The 23136-nt window shown below is 36.8% G+C and carries 19 protein-coding genes and 1 pseudogene; 11 read left to right on the top strand and 9 right to left on the bottom strand.

Translation table 11 applies throughout. From position 1 onward, the window contains the following. Positions 1-37 precede the first annotated feature (37 nt). From AB5123_RS09895 to AB5123_RS09880, 4 genes are all read right to left on the bottom strand, one after another. Complete coding sequence (locus AB5123_RS09895) at positions 38-820, bottom strand: zinc ribbon domain-containing protein (RefSeq protein ID WP_337812279.1); 783 nt, start codon at positions 818-820, stop codon at positions 38-40. A gap of 129 nt (positions 821-949) precedes the next feature. Then, positions 950-3187, bottom strand: coding sequence for a DNA topoisomerase (ATP-hydrolyzing) subunit A (locus AB5123_RS09890; RefSeq protein WP_337812280.1), 2238 nt, complete (start codon positions 3185-3187; stop codon positions 950-952). A 5-nt stretch (positions 3188-3192) separates the two neighbouring features. After that, a complete protein-coding gene (locus AB5123_RS09885; protein WP_118054502.1) occupies positions 3193-4317 on the bottom strand; it encodes a DUF6688 family protein in 1125 nt (374 codons plus the stop codon). A 21-nt stretch (positions 4318-4338) separates the two neighbouring features. After that, positions 4339-6321 (bottom strand): type IIA DNA topoisomerase subunit B, encoded by a 1983-nt coding sequence (locus AB5123_RS09880; protein ID WP_022287505.1) that lies wholly within the window; start codon positions 6319-6321, stop codon positions 4339-4341. A 210-nt stretch (positions 6322-6531) separates the two neighbouring features. Here AB5123_RS09880 and AB5123_RS09875 point away from each other — a divergent pair, with 210 nt between their 5' ends. The 6 genes from AB5123_RS09875 to rpsI all read left to right on the top strand — a co-directional run bounded on the left by AB5123_RS09875 (position 6532) and on the right by rpsI (position 9920). After that, positions 6532-7296, top strand: a complete 765-nt coding sequence (locus AB5123_RS09875) for a hypothetical protein (RefSeq protein WP_337812281.1) — start codon at positions 6532-6534, stop codon at positions 7294-7296. A 217-nt stretch (positions 7297-7513) separates the two neighbouring features. After that, on the top strand, positions 7514-7996 hold the full coding sequence (locus AB5123_RS09870; protein ID WP_267301867.1) for a hypothetical protein: 483 nt from the start codon (positions 7514-7516) through the stop codon (positions 7994-7996). 10 nt (positions 7997-8006) lie between these two features. After that, positions 8007-8474, top strand: a complete 468-nt coding sequence (locus AB5123_RS09865) for a hypothetical protein (RefSeq protein ID WP_195387679.1) — start codon at positions 8007-8009, stop codon at positions 8472-8474. Further along, positions 8474-8680, top strand: coding sequence for a helix-turn-helix transcriptional regulator (locus AB5123_RS09860; RefSeq protein WP_117891788.1), 207 nt, complete (start codon positions 8474-8476; stop codon positions 8678-8680). The genes AB5123_RS09865 and AB5123_RS09860 overlap by 1 nt, the downstream gene beginning before the upstream one ends. 393 nt (positions 8681-9073) lie before the next feature. Beyond that, positions 9074-9502: a 50S ribosomal protein L13 gene (gene rplM, locus AB5123_RS09855; RefSeq protein WP_022287500.1), complete on the top strand. Its 429-nt coding sequence runs from the start codon at positions 9074-9076 to the stop codon at positions 9500-9502. A gap of 16 nt (positions 9503-9518) precedes the next feature. After that, entirely contained in the window at positions 9519-9920 is a 402-nt protein-coding gene (rpsI, locus tag AB5123_RS09850) for a 30S ribosomal protein S9 (RefSeq protein WP_041337331.1), read from the top strand. Positions 9921-10064: 144 nt separating this feature from the next. Here the strand turns inward: rpsI and AB5123_RS09845 are convergent, their stop codons facing one another. From AB5123_RS09845 to AB5123_RS09825, 5 genes and pseudogenes are all read right to left on the bottom strand, one after another. After that, positions 10065-11204, bottom strand: a complete 1140-nt coding sequence (locus AB5123_RS09845) for a site-specific integrase (protein ID WP_278642318.1) — start codon at positions 11202-11204, stop codon at positions 10065-10067. A 78-nt stretch (positions 11205-11282) separates the two neighbouring features. Continuing rightward, a complete protein-coding gene (locus AB5123_RS09840; protein ID WP_278642319.1) occupies positions 11283-11972 on the bottom strand; it encodes a CHC2 zinc finger domain-containing protein in 690 nt (229 codons plus the stop codon). Continuing rightward, on the bottom strand, positions 11972-12244 hold the full coding sequence (locus AB5123_RS09835; RefSeq protein ID WP_118157972.1) for a DNA-binding protein: 273 nt from the start codon (positions 12242-12244) through the stop codon (positions 11972-11974). The genes AB5123_RS09840 and AB5123_RS09835 overlap by 1 nt, the downstream gene beginning before the upstream one ends. Before the next feature lie 12 nt (positions 12245-12256). Beyond that, on the bottom strand, positions 12257-13459 hold the full coding sequence (locus AB5123_RS09830; protein ID WP_118158444.1) for a plasmid recombination protein: 1203 nt from the start codon (positions 13457-13459) through the stop codon (positions 12257-12259). A 315-nt stretch (positions 13460-13774) separates the two neighbouring features. After that, a pseudogene (locus AB5123_RS09825) lies at positions 13775-15037 on the bottom strand (YfjI family protein). Between the two features lie 388 nt (positions 15038-15425). On the opposite strand from AB5123_RS09825, the gene AB5123_RS09820 reads away from it, so the two are divergent. The 5 genes from AB5123_RS09820 (at position 15426) to AB5123_RS09800 (ending at position 22342) form a co-directional block, all read left to right on the top strand. Beyond that, the gene (locus tag AB5123_RS09820; protein WP_118158442.1) at positions 15426-16115 is read left to right on the top strand and encodes a helix-turn-helix domain-containing protein; all 690 of its coding nucleotides are present in this window, start codon (positions 15426-15428) and stop codon (positions 16113-16115) included. A 51-nt stretch (positions 16116-16166) separates the two neighbouring features. Further along, the gene (locus AB5123_RS09815; RefSeq protein WP_118158441.1) at positions 16167-17210 is read left to right on the top strand and encodes a DNA cytosine methyltransferase; all 1044 of its coding nucleotides are present in this window, start codon (positions 16167-16169) and stop codon (positions 17208-17210) included. Between the two features lie 8 nt (positions 17211-17218). Beyond that, a complete protein-coding gene (locus tag AB5123_RS09810; RefSeq protein WP_368364760.1) occupies positions 17219-18640 on the top strand; it encodes a DUF3883 domain-containing protein in 1422 nt (473 codons plus the stop codon). Beyond that, on the top strand, positions 18628-19596 hold the full coding sequence (gene dcm / locus AB5123_RS09805) for a DNA (cytosine-5-)-methyltransferase (RefSeq protein WP_278642322.1): 969 nt from the start codon (positions 18628-18630) through the stop codon (positions 19594-19596). Before AB5123_RS09810 ends, dcm begins: the two co-directional genes overlap by 13 nt. Before the next feature lie 145 nt (positions 19597-19741). Further along, the gene (locus AB5123_RS09800) at positions 19742-22342 is read left to right on the top strand and encodes a P-loop NTPase fold protein (protein ID WP_278946216.1); all 2601 of its coding nucleotides are present in this window, start codon (positions 19742-19744) and stop codon (positions 22340-22342) included. Positions 22343-23136: the final 794 nt, after the last annotated feature.

The raw sequence follows: 23136 nt of genomic DNA, 5'->3' as shown, positions 1-23136 counted from the left end.
CAACAATTTGTATTTCTTTTGTAACATTATGACCCTTTTACAGATACTCAGGATAAATAAGCGTAGAAGAATAATACAGATACTTATTATCCGTATCGAACGTTACATTAAGCACCACTGGCTGATCATCACCTGCGTCGTTTTCATACCAATAACGGTATATATAATTTTTAGTGTCTTTTGACCATACGATGCCGTAATATTCAAGGTCTATGGCATCTGACAAGCCACTCCACTTTGCACCTTGTTCAAACTTATCAAGGTTGATAGCTTTACTCTTTTTTTCACCATTTGCATTGTTTTTAAGCACCTTGAAATTTGAATATTTTACGGTTTGTATACGTTCTTCATCATCAACAGTAACAAACGCCGCCCATTCAGGATAATTTATGCCATCAACATTAACACTGTCATCAGACTCAATGATATAATCAAAATTCAGTGCATTGTTCACTCCCTGAAAAGCCGATTCGTCCTTAAAGTGCATATCAAGCTTTTTCTGAGCCTTTGCAACATCTACGCCGATATATTCAGAAATGCTCTCAGCGGTGTTTTCACCCTTTCCGCTTATAATATTCACAACGATAAGGACGACAAGCACCACAAGGAGCACTACCGCCACTGTTATAAGAATAAGCTTGAGCTTGCTTTCAGACAATTTATGTTTTTTCTCACCCACTATTTCCACATTTAGCGGTTTATTCTGCTTTTTGAAACGCTTCATGATAGATGTATTTTTGTCTGGTCTTAATCTTGTGTCACAGTTAGGACAGAAAATGTCATCATCGTCAACTGACTTGTGGCATTTAGGACACTCCATAAAAACAACTCCCTTTTGCAACATCCGTGCATTTGCACACCTTTTCAAAACAAGTATACCATAATCTCTGTAAAAAGTCAACAAACGCAAAACAGCGGACAGAAGTCTATCCGCTGTAAAAAACATATATCAGAAGTGCATCTGGTCAGGGTCTTCGATATCCTTTGCAAAACAGCCTGCAACAGGTATCGTTTTGCTGCGATATTTTGAAAGGCCTGCTGCTGTCTCATCGTCAACGATAAACGCCTTATCAACAACTGCATTCTTCGCTTTAAGTGTCATGACCTGAACGCCTATAGTATCTCTCGTGGACTTAGGCATAAGAAGCGCTGTATCAAATATCATTGCTCTGCCGTTAGTTGTGCGAAGCATTATCTCAGCGTTATCCTGCACAAAGAACATTCCCACAAGCTTAGCCTTTGCAGAATAAGCGTTGGCAAGCTTCTTTCTGTTGGTCTTTGTTTCATAGGCATTGAGCGGCACTTTTGCCACCTTTCCGTTTTCAAAACAGAATATCATATAGCCCGAATAATCTACAGTATTCACCATGGACACAACGCCCTCACCGTCATCAAAACCAAGCTTTGCAGGAATATAGTCGCCAAGAGAGCTTGCCTTTGTGTCGGCAAACTGCGATACCTTGGTCTTATACACAGCTGCCTTGTCAGAGAAGAACAGAAGCTCCGTCTTATTGGTGCTTTCCATTTCCTGAAGCGGACCATCGCCCTCTTTATACTTCTGCTCGCTTGCCATTCTCAGTGATTGCGGAGTACATTTCTTGAAATAACCGCTTTGAGATAGGAAAAGCTTGCAGGCGTAGTCAGGGATATCGTCCTCTATGTCTATCTCCTCGATATCAGTCTTATAATAGAACTGAGTTTTTCTTGGCTGACCATACTTCTTTGAAACTTCCTTTAATTCGGAAATGATGATATTCTTTATTTTTCTGTCGCTTCCAAGAATATCTTCAAGCTCTGCAATAGCTTTTTCAAGGTCCTCAGTTTCGGCAGTTCTTTTGAGGATATACTCACGGTTAAGGTGTCTGAGCTTTATTTCAGCCACATAATCAGCCTGTATCTCATCAATGCCGAAACCTATCATCAGGTTTGGAACGACTTCGGTTTCTTCTTCTGTTTCTCTGATTATCTTTATAGCCTTGTCGATATCGAGAAGTATTTTTCCAAGACCTTTCAGAAGGTGGAGCTTGTCTTTCTTCTTTGCAAGGTCAAAGCTTGTTCTGCGTCGAACGCAATCCATTCTGAACGCTACCCATTCTTTAATTATATCATAAACGCCCATTATTCTTGGATAGCCGTGAACAAGTATATAGAAATTGCATGAATACGAGTCCTGAAGCGGTGTCAGCTTATAAAGCTTTTGCATAAGCTTGTCAGGGTCTACGCCCTTTTTGATATCTATACCTATTTTCAGACCGTTAATGTCCGTTTCATCACGGATATATGATACCTCTCTTATCTTGCCTGCCTTAACGAGAGCAATTATCTTCTCGATTATTGCTTCAACTGTGGTAGTGGCAGGTATCTCAACGATCTCAAGACACCTTGACTCCTTGTCATACTGATATTTTGCTCTCAGCTTAACAGAGCCTTTTCCTGTGCGGTATATCTTATCAAGCTCCTCCTCATCATATAGAAGTGAAGCACCGCCCGGAAAGTCAGGTCCTTTCAGCGTTTCAAGAGCGTTGAAATCAGGATTTTTCATAAGCCCGATAGTTGTCTCACAAACCTCGCTGAGATTGAACGGACAAACTGATGAAGCCATAGAAACGCCTATACCAACGTTTGCATTAACAAGTATTGACGGGTAAGTAGTAGGAAGCAAGGTCGGCTCTGTGGTGGTGTTATCATAGTTAGGAACAAAATCCACAGTGTCCTTGTCTATATCTCCGAAAAGCTCCTGACAGATAGGCATGAGCTTTGCCTCAGTGTATCGAGAGGCAGCATAAGCCATATCTCTTGAATATGCCTTACCGAAGTTACCCTTGCTCATTACATATGGGTGCAAAAGCGCTTCATTGCCCTGTGAAAGTCTTACCATGGTTTCATATATAGCACCGTCGCCGTGAGGATTGAGCCTCATGGTCGCACCAACGATATTGGCAGACTTTGTGAGCTTTCCGTTTAAAAGTCCCATTTTATACATGGTATAAAGCAGTTTTCTGTGTGAGGGCTTAAAACCGTCTATCTCAGGGAACGCTCTTGATACCAAAACGCTCATGGCATATGGCATATAGTTCTTTTCAAGAGACATTGTTATCTTTTCGTCTGCAACAAGTCCTGCACCCTCGATATATGCGTTGTTATTTGGTTTAGCAGTCTTTTTAGGCTCTGCCTTTTTTCTTGCCATAAAATCTATCCTTTCATAAAGTTCGTAAGGTCGGTGCACTTTTTGCCTGTATACTGCATAGCGATCCTGCTTTCGGGATCGGCGTCAAACATATACAGCACCGCAATAAAAATAAATTCAAGTGGTTTCATAAGGATATAGACCACATCAGCACGCAATTTCGTCGATATATGCTGTGAAATGGGATATCCGTGTTTATCGTAAAAGCTTCTCACACATTTGTGAAAACGTGGAAGCTTATCCTGTATAAGCTCTTCAAATGCGTTTGCAACACAAAGCTGTCTGTTCACAACTATCTTATCCCCACGCCGCAGACCCATTCGCTGAGGTTTGACGAGCTTAGCGTGTCCCCCTGCCGCAACTGTGCAAAGATAATGCCCTTGTGAGTAATCAGGCGGCGGAGGTATCTGCTGAGAAAACGTCCAATCGGCTGTTTCCGTGAAAGCCTTTACTATGCTGTCAGGGCGCTGTCCAAATAAAACAAGTATCAAAAGCATCACCGCAAGGAGCGGTATCATTGCCACAAAGCTGATAAGATACCAACCAAGGCTTTTTGTGAGAAGCTTATTAAGCCAGCCCATAAAGCCGCTTTTCTCCGCCGAATTGCTGAGATATCCCGTCTGCGCCTTTATTTCACGGCGAATGAGCCTTACGGACATAAGCATATAATTCATTGGAAAAACCAACATCATCACCGTGAAAAAGTTATCCATATTCTTCAAAAGCTGTATCACCAGCAGTATATCAAGCACATTGCCCATATACACCCCTGCAATGAGCATAGCCGCAAACAACGGCGGTTTTCTCTTTGTTATAACACTCAACAGTACAATGCACACCATAGCTATAAAAAACAGGAAGAAAAAACTAAACCTATACTCCCCTGCTATGGGTGTATGAAATTCCCCATGAACAGTTAGAGGAACATCATATTCAACGCCAAGACCTAACCAGTCAAGGTCAAAAACAGACAGCAGCGAACCAATTACCACCGTCAGCACATCAAACAGCGGTCTGTCCAATTCTTTAGGTGCATTCTCAAAAAGCCTTATAACATTTATTACTGTGAAAAACAATGGAAGTCCAACACATATCACAAGCGCAGACGACCATATAAAAATTGCGTCCATAATGCTCTCCCCTCAAACAGCTTATGAAATATCCGCCATATCCAGATAATCAACACCATTATTGGTGATGAAATCTTTTCTTCCCTGCAGATCGTCACCCAAGAGCATATCGAACATCCACTGTGTCTGCTCAATATCGTCAGGCTCTATCTTTATAAGACGTCTTGTGGCAGGGTCCATTGTCGTAAGGCTCATCATCTCCGCCTCGTTCTCGCCAAGACCTTTTGAACGCTGGATATCAAACTTTTTATTGCCTATCATTTTGAGTATCTTTGTCTTTTCGTTCTCGTCATATGCAAAGTAAGTCTTGTCGGAAGTCGTTATCTCAAAGAGCGGTGACTCCGCAATATAAACATATCCTTTTTCAATAAGGGTCGGCACAAGTCTGTAAAGCATTGTGAGTATAAGCGTTCTGATATGGAAGCCGTCAACATCGGCATCAGTACAGATAACTATTTTGTTCCAGCGTAGGTTGTCGAGATTGAACATGGATATCTCCTTGTTCTTGCCCGTCTTGACCTCAACTCCGCAGCCTATGACTTTTATAAGATCTGTGATTATCTCATTCTTGAATATCTTATCATAGTCGGCTTTAAGGCAGTTGAGTATTTTTCCTCTTACAGGGATAACAGCCTGAAACTCAGCGTTTCTTGCCATTTTTACAGAACCGAGCGCCGAGTCGCCCTCCACGATATAAAGCTCACGCTGAGAAAGGTCTTTTGAACGGCAGTCAACGAATTTCTGCACCTGATTTGAAAGGTCGATAGAGCCTGCAAGCTTTTTCTTCAGGTCTATTCTTGACTTCTCAGCCTTTTCACGGCTTCTCTTGTTTACAAGAACCTGCTCTGCTATCTTCACCGCTTCGTCAGGATTTTCAATAAAGTATATCTCGAGATTGTGCTTCAAGAACTCTGTCATGCACTCCTTGATAAACTTGTTTGTGATAGCTTTCTTTGTCTGATTGGCATATGAAGTCTGTGTAGAAAACGAACTTGAAACAAGCACCAAGCAATCCTCGATATCCTGAAAAGTAATAGGCTTCTCGTTTTTCAGATACTTATTGTTGCTTTTGAGATAAGCATTTATCTGAGATGTGAAAGCACTCTTTACAGCGTCCTCCGGTGAGCCACCATGTTCCAGAAAGCTTGAATTGTGATAATATTCAAGACATTTTACCTGATTAGAGAAAGTGAACGCCACAGAAAGCTTTACCTTGTAATCGTCCTTGTCCTCACGGTCACGACCCTTGCGGTCGCCTGTGAAAAACTGCACCGAGGTCAGAGGCTTTTCACCTGCTATCTCTGCAACATAATCGGCGATACCATTCTCATAATAGAACGTCTTTTCTTCAAAAGAATTGTTCTCACGCTGTATACGCAGGATAAACGTGATATTAGGGTTTACTACAGCCTGCTTTTTCAGAACGTCCTCAAAATATTCGTTCTCAATTTTTATATCAGTGAAAACTTCAAGGTCAGGTCGCCAATGTGTCTTTGTACCTGTCTTTTTCTGCTTTGTTTCTTCCTTTTTAAGACCGCCAACGTTTCTTCCCTTTTCAAAGTGCAGGTCATACTTATATCCGTCACGGAAAACCTCGACGTCCATAAACTCAGATGAATACTGCGTCGCACAAGCACCTAGTCCGTTCAGACCAAGAGAATACTCATAGTTATCTCCGCCGTTATTATTATACTTGCCGCCTGCATAAAGCTCGCAGTAAACAAGCTCCCAGTTATATTTTTTCTCACGCTGGTTATAGTCAACAGGACAACCACGTCCGAAGTCTTCCACCTCGATAGAATCGTCATTGTACTTTGTAACGATTATCTTATCGCCATGACCGTCACGAGCTTCGTCTATAGAGTTTGAAAGAATTTCAAAAACAGAATGTTTACAGCCCTCAAGTCCGTCAGAGCCGAATATTACCGCAGGACGCTTTCTTACTCTGTCCTCCCCCTTAAGGGATACTATATCTTCATTTGTATATTCCTTTTTATTTGCCATTTCTCATTTCCTTTCTTACGGATCTGAAGAATTTTTTACATACAAATTATATTATAACACAAAGTCAACGATTTTGTAAATACATTAATTAAACATTTTTCAGAACAATGCCGAACGTTTGTTTTGTTACTAATAAACAAAAACATAAGCTATTGATTATTTGAAAAAAATATTATATAATATAAGTAGCTTAAAAAATCGGAGGACAAAATGGATATTACAATAAATGCACCGCAGACCGAAAGCAACTCAAACTCTGCCAAAGCAATGTCCCTTAACAATGGGCTGATATGGTTCATATGCTTTGTTCCGCTTATCGGCTTGTTTCTTGAAAACTATGCAAACTCTGCCACCGCAGGAGCGTTCCTGTGGATACTTGTTCCGCTGTTCATGATAGGCTGTTCCATTGCAGATTGCAAACAGCTTATAAAGCATGGCATTGATGCGGCACACCTTTTCAAATGGGTATGGCTAACGCCTTTTTATGTTTATAAGCGTGAAAAGCTTTGCGGCAGAGAGCGTTATAAAGCAATAATGTGTGGATTTTTCATTATCGCTGCACTGTTCATGAATGGTTTTACGCAGAGCATAAAAATAGACAACAACTATATGCTCGTATCCGCACAGAACAGTTATGTGCAAAGCCTTGACAACTTTTCGGGAAATTCATCAAAGGTAATCGGTGAGTGCATAGCTTCTTATCTAGGCGAGGACGCAAAGTGGGATTGCACAAAGAACGGTCACAACTACACAGTAACAGTAAAAGGCAAACATGGCTCTGATAACTACACTATTTCCTTTTTAATAGTATATGACGGCTTCACCTACAGAAAATTCACCATTACAGACGTGATAAAAAATAAAGTTTCACTACGTGACGATGAATTTAGTGCTGTATGCAAAGAAATATTCACAGAAGATAAAAGCGACACCGACAGTAGCAACGAAGAAATTTCAAATTCACAAACAGAATAATTTCATGAGCGGACTTTGTTCCGCTCTTTTTGTTGTCAGTGTACATAAATGTGTACAAACTGATCACGCACGATTAGTGTATATGCACAAAGGTGATAAATTTGTCACTTTTCTATTGACTTTGCAAGGTGAAAGTGATATTATTGTCACATAAGGTGATAAATAAATCACCTTGTATATGCAGCTGTTTAAATCACAAATGAAAGAAGATGTAGAAATGAATGACAAAACGGAGATAAAAACAGACAAAATATCATACAAAAAGTATTACAGACATATGGGTATTTTGGGCACGCTGGGTGGAGCGATGTGGATATTCTATTGGGTTATGGAAAAGGTGCTGCCTGCGATAAAGAAAGGGCACACACTTACCAATGTGATAAACCTTATCGTATCTTTGGGAACGCTTGCGCTGATCGCCATATGCATAACAAAGATGATATCCACGGTCGGCAAAAGAGATACAAATGACGAGCTTACTCAGCAGACAACAGCAAAGGTCAATCAGACTTTTATAACGTTCCTGTTCACGATTGCCTGCCTGTTTATTTCAGTTATGACTTTGTTTTCCGATATTTTAGGAAGATTTAAGGTCACACTAAACGAATATGTTATAACGGGCTTGATATGGTTTTGCTATGCGGTGTACAATTTTATAGGTCTGTATTTTGAAAGTAAGTTCGATGATGATGAGAACTAGAGGGATAAAAATGAAAGCGAAAAAAGAAAAGAAAAAGATAACTCTGAGAGAATATCACAAAAAGCGTATGGTAACAGGAATTGCAATACTTGTCACAGAGATATTTGAAAAGACTGCGGAGCATTACAAGCTTGATAATACAACATGGGCGACAGTGATATTCGTTGTGTTGGCTGCTATGACGGCATTATTTGCAGTAATATGGCTGTATGCAAGCTGTCAGAAAGTTGACAAAGAGGACGAAATGGCAAAAGAAAATATGCTCAAGGCACATCAAAGTATCACAAAAATGTTTTTGATAATATTAGCAGTAGTGATCTTTATATCAATGTTCTGGGAAGGAAGTATAACCATAAAGATAAACAGCGACAGACTATATCAAGTATGGTTTATATTCTGGTTCAGTTATATGACCCTTGAAAGCGGATTTTTCCTCCACCATGAGGGCAAGCTCAGCACCGATGAGGAGGACGAGTAATGCAGGAGCTAAAAACAAAACTCAAGGAATATCGTGCCAAGCTTGACATGAAGCAGGGTGACCTTGCCGAAAAAGTGGGCGTCAGGCGTGAAACCATCATACGTCTTGAAAAAGGACAATACAATCCGTCATTAAAGCTTGCAATGGATATTGCAAAGGTATTTGGTGTATCTGTAGAGGATATTTTTTCATTCGAAGATGAATAAAGCTGAAAATACAGTAAAGCAGACGGTTTGCAGGATTTTGGTGCAGAAGAAAAGCATATGCTGAAAATGCAAATACAGACATATAAGCACATATTCTAACGTAGACAGTTAAATATTGAATATACGTTGCTTATGCTATGATTATCTTTAGTTTACGCCATATTACTGTGTATATTAGTGTAAAAGGCAAAAGTGAAATGAATTGTGAGAAATCGAGAGAAATGGAGCAAAACGAAGAGAATTAAAGAGAATGAGGGATATAAATTAAAAATTCAGCGTTTTGGCTATTGACAATCGTGAAAAGCTGTTGTATAATAGACATCGTTGTGAGTTCACAGGGCGAAAAATGCGGCTGTGAACAGACTTTTTAAAATTCTGAATGGAGGAAATAATATGTCAACTTATATGCCAAAAGCAGGCGACATTACTCGCACATGGTATATTCTCGACGCTGAAGGTCAGTCACTCGGTAGAGTTGCTGCTAAGGCTGCTCACATTCTTCGTGGTAAGCACAAGCCAACTTACGCACCACACGCTGACTGCGGCGACCATGTAATCATCATCAACACAGATAAGGCTGTTCTCACAGGCAAGAAGCTTGATCAGAAGTCTTACAAGTGGCACACAGGCTGGATCGGCGGTCTTAAGGAGATCAAGTATTCAGATATGATGGCTAATCAGTCAGACAGAGCTATGACAATTGCTGTTGAGGGTATGCTTCCTAACAACACACTTGGCAGAGCTGCTGCAAAGAGACTCAGAGTATACAAGGGTGCTGAGCATAACAATGCTGCTCAGAAGCCTGTTAAATACGAACTGTAAGGAAGGAGCAATTTAGATGTACGAATCAAAGCAGCCATATTTCTATGGCACAGGTAGAAGAAAACATTCTGTTGCCCGTGTTCGTGTTTACGAGGGTACAGGTAAGATCACAATCAACGGCAGAGACATTGACGATTATTTCGGTCTTGAGACACTCAAGCTCATCGTTCGTCAGCCATTTGCTGTAACAGATACAATGGATAAGTACGATATCGTTTGCACAGTAACAGGCGGTGGAGTAACAGGTCAGGCTGGTGCAATCAGACACGGTCTTTCAAGAGCTCTTCTTCAGGCTAGCGATGAGTTCAGACCTCTCCTCAAGAAGGAAGGCTTCCTCACTCGTGACCCAAGAATGAAGGAAAGAAAGAAGTACGGTCTCAAAGCCGCAAGACGTGCTCCACAGTTCTCAAAGAGATAAGGAAACATCGATTTTTTATCGATATTGCGTTATTTCTTTTGTTTCAGAAGTCCATTTGGACAACTTCTGGACAACTAAAAAGTATTTTAAAATCGCTCTGTGTTTTACAGAGCGATTTTTTTATGTTGCTGTAATTTCTGTTCTTTATTCAGTCAGCTTTTTCTCAATAGAATCCGCCAACACTTTTCGTGTACTGCTAAGCACATCTGCATAAATATCAGCTGTGACATTGATGTCACAATGTCCTAAATGGTCACTGATGATTTTGAGATCTACGCCCATATTCAAAAGCATAGTAGCATTGCAATGTCTTAACTTGTGTAACGTCATATGCTCGAATTCTGTGCCTTTGGTAAAGCGTTTCAGCGAAGTCAAAACAGAACTTCTGTCACGATAATTGCCGTTTGCTGATGGAAATACCATTTCTGGATGTGCATAACTATCACCAAGAGCAATTTTCAAATCATCGGTGTATTTTTTCTGTTCTTGAAATATATTAGCAACAGTTTTACTCATACCGATTGTTCGGATACTCTTTTTCGTTTTTGGCGGTGTCAATTCATGCTTTCCGCCTATGTCATTCAGCGTATGCTTGATTGAAATTGACATATTCTCAAAGTCAACATCTTCCCAGCGTAGTGCAAAGCACTCTCCCGAACGCATTCCTGTATAAAGCAGCACTCTGATGATACGCTTAACATCTTCATCGCATGGCTTCTCATCAAGCATTTTCACAAAGTGTTTTAGTTCATCTTCTGTAAGAGCCATAACTTTGTGCTGTTCCTTATTCTTTGGAAGAATGACGTTATGGCAAGGGTTATCACGCAGAAATCCTTGTTCCATACCACGTTTGAAAATAGACTGAATAATGACATACAATTTTCTGACAGTCGCAGGATTTAAATTGTATGACTGCATTACCTGTGTCAGTTTTGGCGTTGTAATATCTTTTAATTTCATGTTGCCTAGAACAGGTTTGATATGCTTCTTATACTGTCCGGTATAAGTGTAAACAGTCGATGCTTTTAATTCTACCGGTGCAAAGTTGGTGAAATACCAATCTGCAAGCTCTGAAAATCTCATATTTTCATTGAAACTAATATATCCTTTACATTGACGTTCAAATTCAAAGGCGAACTCCTGAGCAAGTTTCTCAGCCCTTTTCGGTGTTGTATATGTCGGCGGAGTGAATGTTGTGGACTTCATAATCTTCTTGCCATTCGCATCAGTGCCAACGAAAACTCTGATTCTGAATGTGTTTCCACGTTTATCGATTGCAGCCATAGTGCTGTCTGTTACCTCCTGAAATGTTATAGTTTTTGTCCTTGGACTTTGTGGGTTTCCTGTACTTTCTTGTGATTATCACCAATTAACAGGAATACTGTCTGGTGATTTTGTCCTTGAAATCTCAATATATGTCCCTGCACTTTCTGTACTTTGTGGTTTTTCTTCCTCTTTATGTTCATCAAGAAATCTTCTCATCTTATCAACTACCCACTTCCATTCAACCTTTTCTTCATTTGAAAACTGCTGAATCCAGTCGATTGAGAATTCTTCTGCATGACGATATTCAACATTCGCAATGTGAAAACGATCATCTATATATGTATCATCAGGTGACGGCTTGTATTTCTCAAACCAGTCACGCATGAACCATAGATAATCGTGAATCGTCTGCCACGCTTCATGTTCCCATTTTTCAAAGCGTTCACGTTTTTTACGGCGTATCTCACGAAGTTCAGCACTTTCGTTGTAAGCTGGTTTATAGGAAGTTTTCTGTCTGCCAAATGCAATACCCAGCTGAAAATCATCGTTCAGCTTTCTTGCTGCATCAAGAGTCGACAGATCAAAAAGTGCCATAACAAAACCTAAAATGTCATAATGCACATTACAGGTGAAGCAATGGAACGCATTGGGATATATGTGTGCAGAGGGGTGGTGATCGTCATGAAATGGGCAGAGACAAATGTTATTACGCTTGATTTCAATTCCGTAACGTTCTGCAACTGTCCGTATTTCAAGACGATTTCTTATTTCTTCAAAACAGTTCATCAGACTTCAAAAACTTTGAGAAGCTCTTCCTTATTAATGAGGATTTTGCCACGTTTGCCCTGACCTGTACGAATGTATTTGACCTTGTTCTGTGCCACCAGTTGACGAACAGTGTGTTCGCTTAGTCCCTTTACCGCTTGAGTACATTCTTTGATCGTAAGCATCTCAACAGGCTTTTTACGGCTTGTTTCCTGTATTGTCTCCTCATCAGTAAGCTGAATGAGAAGTGCCATAATGTCATCAACGATTGCATTTTTTCTTTCCTGTGTCATAGTAAATCTCCTTTACTCTAATTCGTGATTTTTTGTATTTGATTTGTATTTGTGAAATTCTTCTGTAAGTCCATTAGCTGAAATGAATGATTTTGCTTTTTGCAAGTCAGATCTTAACCTCTCCTTTTCAGAGGTCTCCTTTGCACTTTTCATAAGTGTCTTGACTGATATTGTTGCAGGTTTCTTATATTTGGCAAGTTCAGCTGCTTGCTGGTTTATTGTACTTTTCAATTCCGTATTTTCTTTGCTAAGTTGTTGATTAGCCGCAGTAAGTTTTCTGGTTCGTTTTACGCTGACCACTTCTTTTTCAGCAAGAGCTTGAAGTTTGTCATAATCATTTTTATCAAGGGTAACCTTGTTTCCAAAAATGGTCGGCTTAACCGCAATGCTCCCAATATCAACAAGCTGAACCTTTTTCTTATTTGCCCTTTCAAGCATTGCTTTTGTTTCAGTAAGTTCACGAGAAATACCCTCATTTTCGCTTTTGAGTTGGACATTTTCAGCTTTAAGTTTATCTGCTTCTTGCCTTGCTTCTTTGTACTCTTTAACTGACATCGAACCTCTTGACTTTTCAGGTTCCAAAGGTCTGATACCGTGTGCAAGACAGATTTGATTCAGTACTTCAATTTCTGATTTTCTCCAACGTGCAATTGCATCTTTTCCACTTCCGAATCCCATTTCTTTTAAGGCTTGAGCAATGCCGTTTTGTGTATCCTGTCCACGCTTGTAATGACCAACAGGAATATAGTCAATATGTAAGTGAGGTGTGGCTTCGTCCATATGAAGCACAGCGTTGAATACTACGAAATTTGAATTACGCTGTTGATATCCTGCCATATACTCTTTCAGACACGCTGCTACAAGCTGTGCATCTTCTGTATCCACTCCGGAATCTTCTTTTTTACCTATCTGAACGACATCTTCATAGAAACTTTTTCGCTTATCAGCAGCTGTCACAACAGAATTGGACGGTTTCTTATGAAAGAGAGATTCATAATATGTACCATGAATTTTTCTGTCATTGCGTTTCTGCTTGGCATTGTAACGCTTTGTTGATTCAGCAAATAAATGCTCATACACACAGCCAATATCTTTCCTGATAAACGTATAGTTATCTCTCATACGGCAGCGGTCAACATTTTCTGCGATGAAATCTCTATTGTTGTGAGTTAATGAGCCTTTTCCCTGACAAAACGAAATGCGTTTTTCTTTCATCTATTCTCCCTTCTCGAAATTCATTTGCTCTACCAGTTTGGACAATGTCACCGAACAATCAGAGGATTGCGGTGACAAGTTTCAGAACGATAGAATACAATCGCTGAAACAATACGGTGCGGAGCACCGATTTTACAACAGACACTATGCCTATTGTAACGCCATAGTATATATGACAGCCCTTTGGCAAGTTCTATCATATATACAGGCGCTCTGCCGAGGGCTTTTTGCTGACTGATGTCAGCTATGATCAGCTGTATCCTCAAATACTTTCGGATTTACAAAAACATAAATTGCAGATTTATGGTTGCCTGTTTATCTTTCATCGAAAGCAACATAACCATATTCTTCAAGCAGTTTGAGTGCCTTGTAAAAGTCGTCAGGTTCAGGGAAGATTTTATTTCGACATTTCTTTAGCAATGCCGATTGAAATCCTTCTCTTATTTGCTTTGCCCTGATGATTTCCAGAGCTTTTTCTGCCCTCAAAATTTCATTATCTACGCTACCAATACTGAAAGCATATATTGCCTGTTCCTTGTAGTAGTCAGCAATATCAATCGCATTGCAAAGTGTGTTTACATCAACAAGGACATCCTCAGGACACTTGCCTTCAATAGTACATTTTACACAATGGATAATGCAACAAAGGCGAAGTATTTGACCATGATATTTACCGCCCCAGTCCTTGCAGTTTACAAACTCTGTGAGCTGAATTTTCTCAATATAATTGTTATAGTAATCGGTGAAATCTTGCTGTGCTGTTTCATCAAATTTCAGAAATTTTTCCTCTGTGGGCTTTGCATTGAATTTTCTTGTAAGAAGAATGTCAATGAGCCTGTTATAGTTGTCAACAACAATCGGATCAATTGATTTTGAATCATACCGCCTTGTGCCGACTTTGCTCTTTGGAAAACAATAGAAAAATCGTGCAAGCAGACCACTGTTTCTGAATACAGAATTAGAAATCATACTATCCCATAAGTAAGGTTGTCCTGCAAGACTAATTGACAGGCATGGATTGGAAATCTGTATAGATTATTTTGTTGCTCTGTCGCAAAAGAAACTTTCACCACTCCATGCTTTCAAAATCATATCCATATTAGGTATGTTGTTATTGGAATATCGTCCTGTAAAGTTTCCGAGCATACCTGCTTCATCAGAAATCATCAGTAAAGATTTATTCTTTCCCATCAATTGAATCAACGATTCAGGAGTAATATCCTCTACAGTAATTCGTCTTTTGCCCACGTCACCCATTTGTTCTGCCTGCGTTTTCAGCTTTGCGATTTGATCAACGTCTTTGCTTTCCTCTTTTTCAAGCTTATCTGCTTCAAAAAGAAGTTTCTTTTTCATCGCCTCAATTTTGTGAAATTCCTCAGCATGTTCTTGATTATATTTCAGTTCAAAATCAACAAATGGCTTTTTGATGAACTTTACAACAGGTGATTTTCGCTCTGATGGTTCGGCAACAATGAAACTATAAATCATAGGCGGTTCTGAATGGTCGGCTTTACCCTGCATTCTATACCTGCTTGTAAAGCAATAGCTAATTGCCGATAAAATCGAAGTTGCTGCCATTGCTGGATCTGTGCCTGTGGTTTCAGCGATACCCATTACCATTTCACGAAGAATTGGAGGTAATGCCTTGATTGGAAATTCTCTTTGTGGTGAATCATCACGAAGTGGAATTATGGGGTTAAATTCAGGTGGAAGATTTGGAACATCACCTTTTTCTTTCATTTTTGACTCCTTTCTTTTATTATAAACTTGACTTTGCACTAAAAATATGGTACAATAGACGCATGAAGATAGTGCAGCTTAAAATGTAATTTCAATAAAGTTAAATACTGCCGAACAGTTCTATGTAATACAACTTTATTGATTTACATCATACATCAAGATAGAACAATTGTCAATAGCTTGCTTATTATTTCTACTTTCTGCACAAACAACAGGGGTGCTATTTATGAATTATAACGCTTTCAAACAAAAATGCAAAGAAAAAGGCTACTCAGCAAGCAGCCTTGTAACCGAACTTGGAATAAGTAAGAGTAACATAACCAACTGGAAAAACGGCGGCAATCCGAGTTATGAGATATTAATAAAAATGGCTCAAACTTTGGAATGTAGCGTGGGTTATTTGCTTGGCACAGAAGATGATAACCATGGCGCAGGTGCTACGGTAAGTCAGGCGTTACGGAGCATAAAGGCAACTCCTGCAAGAACAATCTCACTTAAGAGTAGTAAAAATTTACAAGATAACTATCTGAATGAAATAGCTGCATTTGCAAATAGCAGCATACTATTTCTTTGTGGAAATGAAAAAAAGTTTACTGCAACTGAGCCAGATAGAAAAATTGCCAATATAAGTGAACGTGGCAGAGATAAAATGATTGAGGTATTTGATAATGTCAATAATAATCCTATTATTGCAAATATTCAAATGCAACTTAGCAGAATTATTCTTCATAATCTGGATATCACATCAGCAGAACAGGTTTCTGATGAATTCTTAAGTTCCAAGGCAGATTTTATCCTTAATGATAAAAAACACAAGGACAGTCTTAGAAACTATCCTTTCAATCTTTCTGACTTGCTTACTCTGGGAGATTTATTTGATAAGAGCATTAAATTTATGATTTCGGGTGTGGAGTAAGAAAACCCACAAAAGACACAAAGTCCAAGGACAAACATTTTGAGGTATGGAATGAAAAGTTACAATGCAATAGATTTATTTTGTGGTTGTGGCGGATTATCATGTGGATTTGAAAGGGCAGGAGTAAATATACTTCTTGGCATTGATAATGATAAAATGGCATTAAACGTTTTTGAACACAACCACAAGAAAGCAAAGTCAATATGTGGTGATATTACTGAGCTTAATTATTCAGATATAAAAAAAGTAATTGACGATAAGAATATAGATTTAATAATAGGTGGACCTCCATGTCAGGGAATGTCTCTTTCAGGTCCAAGAAAATTTGACGATCCAAGAAATAAACTTTATTTATCATACATTCACTTTGTTGAGCAAATAAAACCTAAGGCTTTTGTTATTGAAAATGTTCCAGGACTTGTCAGTTTATTTAAGGGACAAATTAAGGAAAGCATTATTGAACGTTTGACTGCACTTGGATACAGAGTAAAATATCGCATCTTATGTGCAGCGGATTATGGAGTACCACAAAACAGAAAAAGAGTCATATTTGTTGGCTTAAAAGACAAAGATTTTAATTTCGATTCCATAACAAAAAAAGAAATGGTAACCTGTAAAATGGCTCTTTCTGATCTTCCACCACTTATCAATGAACTTGGTGAAGATCCAGCTGAATATGAAACAGAGGTTCAGAATGAATACCAGAAAATCATGAGAGAGAATTCTGAAAAAGTAAGAAATCATATAGCAGCGGCTCATTCAGAAAAAGTAAAGCATATTATTTCATTAGTTCCTGATGGTGGAAATTATAAAGACTTACCTGAAGAGTATATAAAATCGCGAAATTTTCACGTTGCTTGGACAAGATTTTGTAGTTATAAACCTGCCCCCACTATTGATACTGGTCATAGACACCATTTTCATTATAAATATAATAGGGTTCCAACTGTTAGAGAATGTGCGAGATTACAATCGTTTCCGGATGATTTTGTATTTGAGGGCAACAAAACACAACAATTTCGACAAGTAGGAAATGCCGTTCCACCATTAATGGCTCAAGCAATCGCAGAAGCTTTGCTAAAATATTTGGAGTGATTATATATATGAAATACCACATACCAGATGACCTGTACTTTAGAATTCATCACGTTAGACCACGTTTTAAAAATGATGTGGAAAATGTTCTTGTCTATATGGCAACAGAAATATCTAAGATGAATGAAGCACATAAAGAAAAATTTGCAGATCTATTAAACGAAGCAATTCGTCGTTATCCTGGTAATGCAGTTAAAGAATTAAAAACCATCAACAATTGGAGAACCGAAATTTCCTCTTTATTTGGTTTTCTTGAATACAATGGTGATATTGTAAAGCCTGGAAGAAGGGCAATTGAATTAGCTCAAAAAGAAGATCTGGTTGAGTTTTTCAAATATTATCTTTATAACTTTCAGTACCCTGGAGCCCATTTAAAAGTTCAAGAAATTGCTAAACAAATTAGTGCTGGAATTCATTTTAAGCCAGCACAGTATATTTTATCTATTTTGAAATATGCTGAGGAAAATACAGGCTCTCGTCAATATCTTACAAAAGCTGAGGCTTGCCATTGTATTTTTAACGATTTACGTTGCACAAGAGATAATGAAGCACCTGAAAAAGTTTGGAAGCGTATAATTGAAAATAGAGAGAATGATGTTGAGTACGATGAGACAGGTGATGTTATTCGTTATGCTGGGGATATCCTTGATTATATGGAAATAGCCAATTTGCTTATTGTGTATGGTGGAAAGAATTTTTACATAAACAAGTTAGAAAACGAAGCTGTTTTGAAATTTACTAATTCAACTGAATGGTTTAATCAATATGATAGGTTTATTCAAAATAGATATGCTACATATGAAGAAATAAAAGAATGTTACGATGAGTGGTTTAAATTTGTAAATCGTGATATTAAAGAAACTGATTTCGAAACGGACATTCTTGCATTTATTGCAAATGATGTGGAGGAATATCAAGAGTTAAAGAAGCAGAGTTATGCACTTTATGATAAAATACTTGAAAAATCTGATGTAATTAAAACGAAAGATATTGGAGACATGGGTGAAAGTCTTGTTCATTCGCATGAATGTCAACGTGTGAAAATTGGTGGACGTGAAGATCTTATTCATCTTATAAAACGCATCCCGACACAATTTGCAGTTGGATACGATATTCAGTCTGTTGAACTGGATGAACGCAAACGCTATATAGAAGTAAAAACAACGATTAGTTCTAAGCCATTACATTTTAACAAGGTTCATCTTACGCCAAATGAGTGGAATACAGCAAATACAATGCGAGATAGATATTTTGTTTATCGTTTGATGATAAGCAAAACTGAGAAGAAATTGTTTCTTATACAAGACCCTGTTGGATTGTATAAGCGAGACTTAATAGATATGATTCCAAAAGACGGGGCAGATATAACATTTAGCACAACCAGAGCTGAAGTAGGTAATTTTGAGGAGTTATTAACATGGACAAATTAAAAGTTGCATCCCTTTTTTGTGGCTGTGGTGGAACTGATGTGGGATTACTTGGCGATTTTACATTTTTAGACAAGTATTATCCGAGCAATAATATGGAAATCGTTTATGCCAACGACATAGACGATAATGCTTGTAGGCTTTTTGAAGAAAATTTTAGAATAAAGCCAGATAACAGAGATATTCGAGAAGTTAAATCTAGTGAGATTCCTGACTTTGATATTCTTACGGGTGGGTTCCCTTGTCAGTCCTTTTCGATAGTAGCTCAGAATCCTAAGCGACTTGGAATTAAAGACGATAGAGGAAAGTTGTTTTTTGAAATGTGTCGTATTTTGCGTGAAAAACAACCTTTATGCTTTATTGCTGAAAATGTTAAAGGTATTATGTCAGCAAATAAGAAAGAAGCATTTCCTCTAATATTAGAGGAATTTGAAAAAAGCGGATATACTATTACACACAAATTGCTGAATTCCGCAAATTATGGTGTCCCTCAAAAACGTGAAAGAGTTATTATTGTTGGATTCCGTAACGATCTTGGTATTAAATTTGAATTTCCGGATATGCCTATTACTGATGAAAATGAATATGTTTCTCTTGGAAAAGTAATAGAAAATGCGGTTGCTGATAAATATTTCTTTAGCGAGAGAGCTGTTCAGGGAATGATGAGAAAGCGTGAAACAATGAATAAAGGAAGGGCACAGGATATTACAAAGCCTTGTAATACAGTTGGCTCACACTTAGCAAAGGTTTCTTTAAACAGTACAGATCCTGTTTTAATGGTTAATGGGAGATATAGACGATTTACTCCTCGCGAAGTTGCAAGAATTCAGTCTTTCCCTGAATCATTTAAGCTTGTGTGTACCGAATCAGCGCAGTATCGTGCTTTAGGTAACGCTATCCCACCAGTCATGTTTTGGTATGTGGCGAACGTAGTAGGAAGGTTAACAATTAAAAAATAATAGATGTTTGCAAGACCATATTTTTAAGGAAAGTAGTAAAGAAATAATAAAATATTATAAATTTTATATTCAACAATTTATAATCAAAAGCATCTATGTGTGGCTCACATTAATATGTTTATTATTTAATTGCAGTTAGGATGTGATGAGAATAAAAGACTTTTTTAATACGATAAAGAAATATTTTAATAAAATTAATTTTGTTAGGTCAATTTCAAAATCTATAATTTATTCTACTATTATATGTATATTTTTTATAACAGCAGATATCTACAATCTGCCTTCAAAACTGAAAGATGATATTCCAAGTATACTATGGGGTATTCTTATTGTTGGTGCTATTATAATTGCTATTGTGTCATTGACTAATATACATTTAGTACAGCAATTCCGATATAAAGCCGTTAATGTATTTGATTCCAGTTTGCTAAGTATCTTATATATTTTAGGAAGTTGGACAGGCTATTGTATCTGTTCAAATAATATAAATAATTATAAAAGTATAATAGGATTAGCTTTATCTGGACTCACATTTGTTTCTATAATAATCAGATTTATTGTGTTTTATAAAACAACGCAAAATTTAATTTACAGCAAGTCCAGTATTCTTGATTTAAAAGATATATATGAAAACAATTTTAGCATTAAGTTAGGACAACCTATTTTAGTATCCGAAAAAGATGTATCTTATGATATGTTAAATCGAAATGGAATAGTAAATCAACTTTATAACTATATTTATTCATACTGTTCTGATAGGGCATTTACAATTGCATTAGTTGGCGAATGGGGCTGTGGAAAAACAACTATTATAAATAATGTTAAAGAGCAATTAACCAATAATAAAGTGATCGTTATTGATGATATTGATCCATGGTTATTAGGATCAAAAGAGGCTCTATTGACTACTATGTATGAAAAAATCATTGATAAAACAGATATTAGATTTAGTTTGGCTAAAACAAGAAGCATAATAAATAGCCTTAAACGCATTGTATCTGGATATATTGATAAAAAAGTAGGTTTGCCAAATCTAATTGATTTGATTAATGATTTATCCGATGATGAATATGACGAAGTAGAACATATTGAAATGCAGATAGGTTCATATCTGCTTGATCAAAATAAAAAAGTTGTTTTTGTTATTGATAATTTAGAAAGAGCAAGTGCTGAAAATATAATATTTCTTTTTAAGCTAATCAGCACTGTTTTTGATTTACCAAATATAATATATTTATTATCATATGACCAAGCGAGAATGAATGAAATTCTTAGTGATACAGCTCAAATCAATCCAAAGTTTATAGAGAAAATTGTTCAACAAGAAATTCATATTCCATCTATTGACTCAGATAGATTAGGTACTATATTTTCAGTATGCACAGCTAATATAATTAATAAATATATTGAACATGAAATTGAAATTTCATGTTATCTTCCAATTATTAATCATATTTGCAAAAACACCAAAAATGTTCGTCACTATAAAAGATTAATTAATTCTGCTTTTACTTCTACTTTCTGCAATGAATATGATTTAGATATTCCTACACTATTAATGCTTGAAATTATTCATTTTGAAGCTCCTAAATTATATGAAGTGATCCAAGAAAATAGAGAATATTTTATATCCTCTGATGTGATGTGTGATGTGAACTTATATCTATTTCAACGTCGTAGTGATAAGTTTAATGAAGAAGGAAAGGCTTTTTTTGATGAACTATTTGATGAATTTTCAACTTTTAAAGAACTGCTATGTAATTTCTTTCCTTTTATATATAGATATAAATCAGGATTTAACTTGATTGAAAAATATGATAGCAGTATTCCAGATTGCATAAAAAGTGATTTTCCTATCTACAGTATTAAATATTTTGATATATATTTCTCTTTATCAACAAATGATTTTGCAAAAAATATTAGTGAAATGCAGATGCTAATGAAAGAAATTAATTCAAAAAAATCAATTAAAGATAGCGTTGTTAATAAGCTTATTAATATTGATTCTGATAATCAAAGGGAACGATTTGAATATCTCGATATGCATATTGATTCTTTATCAGGATCAGTTTCTTTTCAACTTATAAATATTATATGGGATAATATTTTATCTATTGATGATTCAAATCTCTTTTTTATGTTAAATGCGCAACAACGTGCTTTAGTAATAATGGCAAAACTGATTAAGAAACTAGAAATGGATAAATTGGAAGAAATTACCCATAATTTTAAAACTGAATATAATAAATTACAATTTATAAGTAGTTTGATATATTGGCTAAATAGCGATAAAATAGGGATATCTGGTGAAATCATTTCATTGTTCAACAAGTTATATTCAGATATGTGTGCTACAATTGTGGGTAATAAAGTCAACCTATATGATAGGCACAACTATAGCCAACATAATATATATGCACTTAGTCGTAATTATCAGAATAATCTTGAGGTTATAAAGCAATATTTTTCTGATATTTATAGGTCTGAATATGTATATAAAGTATTAGCAGATTTAGTTGGTGAAAGTACTGGATCAAAAGGATATGGATATGCTATAGATAAGCAGAACTTAGATTTGCTAGGAGTTACAATAGCGCAAATAGCTAATTCTATTGAGACATATCCACCAAAGACCGAATCAGAAAATAAACTAAAAGAAATTTTTGATAAAGTAGTAAATGATGAAAAAAATATTTTTGATCATTTCGGAATTAATTCTCCTATTCCTATAAAGTTTGATGTATAACCGCATCATAAGATACAACTGCATTTTCCTTCAATAAGACTATAAAATATCAAATCTTTCGCTATGTAGTAAAAACAATTCTCAAGTTCTTCTATTCCTCAATATTATTAAGCAGAACAGTCTGTTTGAAGTTTTTGATCAAACTTTTTTCAAAAGTTGAATTTGGTAATTCCGGGCATTATTTATGCTTGTTTCAAGTAACTAATGATACTAACCGAACACAGCCCGTAAGGGCAATAATTCTCTAAATAAATGCAACCTGAGTTTCCTTAACAATGCCCATCTTACAATTATCTCCATATTGTATTTGACTTTCTCTTAAAAGTATTGTATGATAATAAATAGATGAATGTCATGTTAGAATAGTTCTCATAGGTTCTCTCTACAGTTATCATATCGCTCAGGTACGCAAAACCACGCCATTTTAGTTGTACAACTCTGGACAACTTTTGGACAACTAAGTTACAGCAACATATAATAAAACGAAGAAAGTTGAAAAAGCTACTTTCTAGTATCTTAGCGAAAATACTTTGCTTTTAGTGTGTTTTTGATTTGCAACAAAAAAGTCAAATTGGAATGTTTAAACTCAAAGAGATAATTTCATTCTCATTTATCAAACCGTTTCGCAGAAATGCGAAGCGGTTTTTTTATACCCGATCCTAACTGTCAAAATGCACAACCAAAACATCTGTTCGTTGTCAATTTAGCTGAATATCCGTAACCGCCTAATAACATACCGCCCCTAAATAAAAGATCCCCAAGCTGCGGTTCGAGGATTACTCATGTTGCTTTAC

Origin of the sequence: Ruminococcus sp. RTP21204st1_B2_RTP21204_210225, assembly GCF_040914135.1 — a bacterium.
Classification (GTDB): domain Bacteria; phylum Bacillota; class Clostridia; order Oscillospirales; family Ruminococcaceae; genus Hominimerdicola; species Hominimerdicola aceti.
The sequence above is the reverse complement of the archived record's forward strand: the minus strand, read 5'-3'. Positions and strand labels throughout refer to the sequence as shown.

Bases quoted from the DNA above. Each gene is read 5' to 3' on its own strand.
- AB5123_RS09870 (WP_267301867.1), top strand. From the start codon at position 7,514: ATGAATGACAAAACGGAGATAAAAACAGACAAAATATCATACAAAAAG.
- AB5123_RS09815 (WP_118158441.1), top strand. From the start codon at position 16,167: ATGAAAAGTTACAATGCAATAGATTTATTTTGTGGTTGTGGCGGATTA.
- AB5123_RS09810 (WP_368364760.1), top strand. From the start codon at position 17,219: ATGAAATACCACATACCAGATGACCTGTACTTTAGAATTCATCACGTT.
- AB5123_RS09865 (WP_195387679.1), top strand. From the start codon at position 8,007: ATGAAAGCGAAAAAAGAAAAGAAAAAGATAACTCTGAGAGAATATCAC.
- AB5123_RS09875 (WP_337812281.1), top strand. From the start codon at position 6,532: ATGGATATTACAATAAATGCACCGCAGACCGAAAGCAACTCAAACTCT.
- AB5123_RS09860 (WP_117891788.1), top strand. From the start codon at position 8,474: ATGCAGGAGCTAAAAACAAAACTCAAGGAATATCGTGCCAAGCTTGAC.
- AB5123_RS09840 (WP_278642319.1), bottom strand. From the start codon at position 11,972: ATGAACTGTTTTGAAGAAATAAGAAATCGTCTTGAAATACGGACAGTT.
- AB5123_RS09885 (WP_118054502.1), bottom strand. From the start codon at position 4,317: ATGGACGCAATTTTTATATGGTCGTCTGCGCTTGTGATATGTGTTGGA.
- AB5123_RS09845 (WP_278642318.1), bottom strand. From the start codon at position 11,204: ATGGCTGCAATCGATAAACGTGGAAACACATTCAGAATCAGAGTTTTC.
- rpsI (WP_041337331.1), top strand. From the start codon at position 9,519: ATGTACGAATCAAAGCAGCCATATTTCTATGGCACAGGTAGAAGAAAA.
- AB5123_RS09800 (WP_278946216.1), top strand. From the start codon at position 19,742: ATGAGAATAAAAGACTTTTTTAATACGATAAAGAAATATTTTAATAAA.
- AB5123_RS09895 (WP_337812279.1), bottom strand. From the start codon at position 820: ATGGAGTGTCCTAAATGCCACAAGTCAGTTGACGATGATGACATTTTC.
- AB5123_RS09890 (WP_337812280.1), bottom strand. From the start codon at position 3,187: ATGGCAAGAAAAAAGGCAGAGCCTAAAAAGACTGCTAAACCAAATAAC.
- AB5123_RS09830 (WP_118158444.1), bottom strand. From the start codon at position 13,459: ATGAAAGAAAAACGCATTTCGTTTTGTCAGGGAAAAGGCTCATTAACT.
- AB5123_RS09820 (WP_118158442.1), top strand. From the start codon at position 15,426: ATGAATTATAACGCTTTCAAACAAAAATGCAAAGAAAAAGGCTACTCA.
- AB5123_RS09880 (WP_022287505.1), bottom strand. From the start codon at position 6,321: ATGGCAAATAAAAAGGAATATACAAATGAAGATATAGTATCCCTTAAG.
- dcm (WP_278642322.1), top strand. From the start codon at position 18,628: ATGGACAAATTAAAAGTTGCATCCCTTTTTTGTGGCTGTGGTGGAACT.
- rplM (WP_022287500.1), top strand. From the start codon at position 9,074: ATGTCAACTTATATGCCAAAAGCAGGCGACATTACTCGCACATGGTAT.
- AB5123_RS09835 (WP_118157972.1), bottom strand. From the start codon at position 12,244: ATGACACAGGAAAGAAAAAATGCAATCGTTGATGACATTATGGCACTT.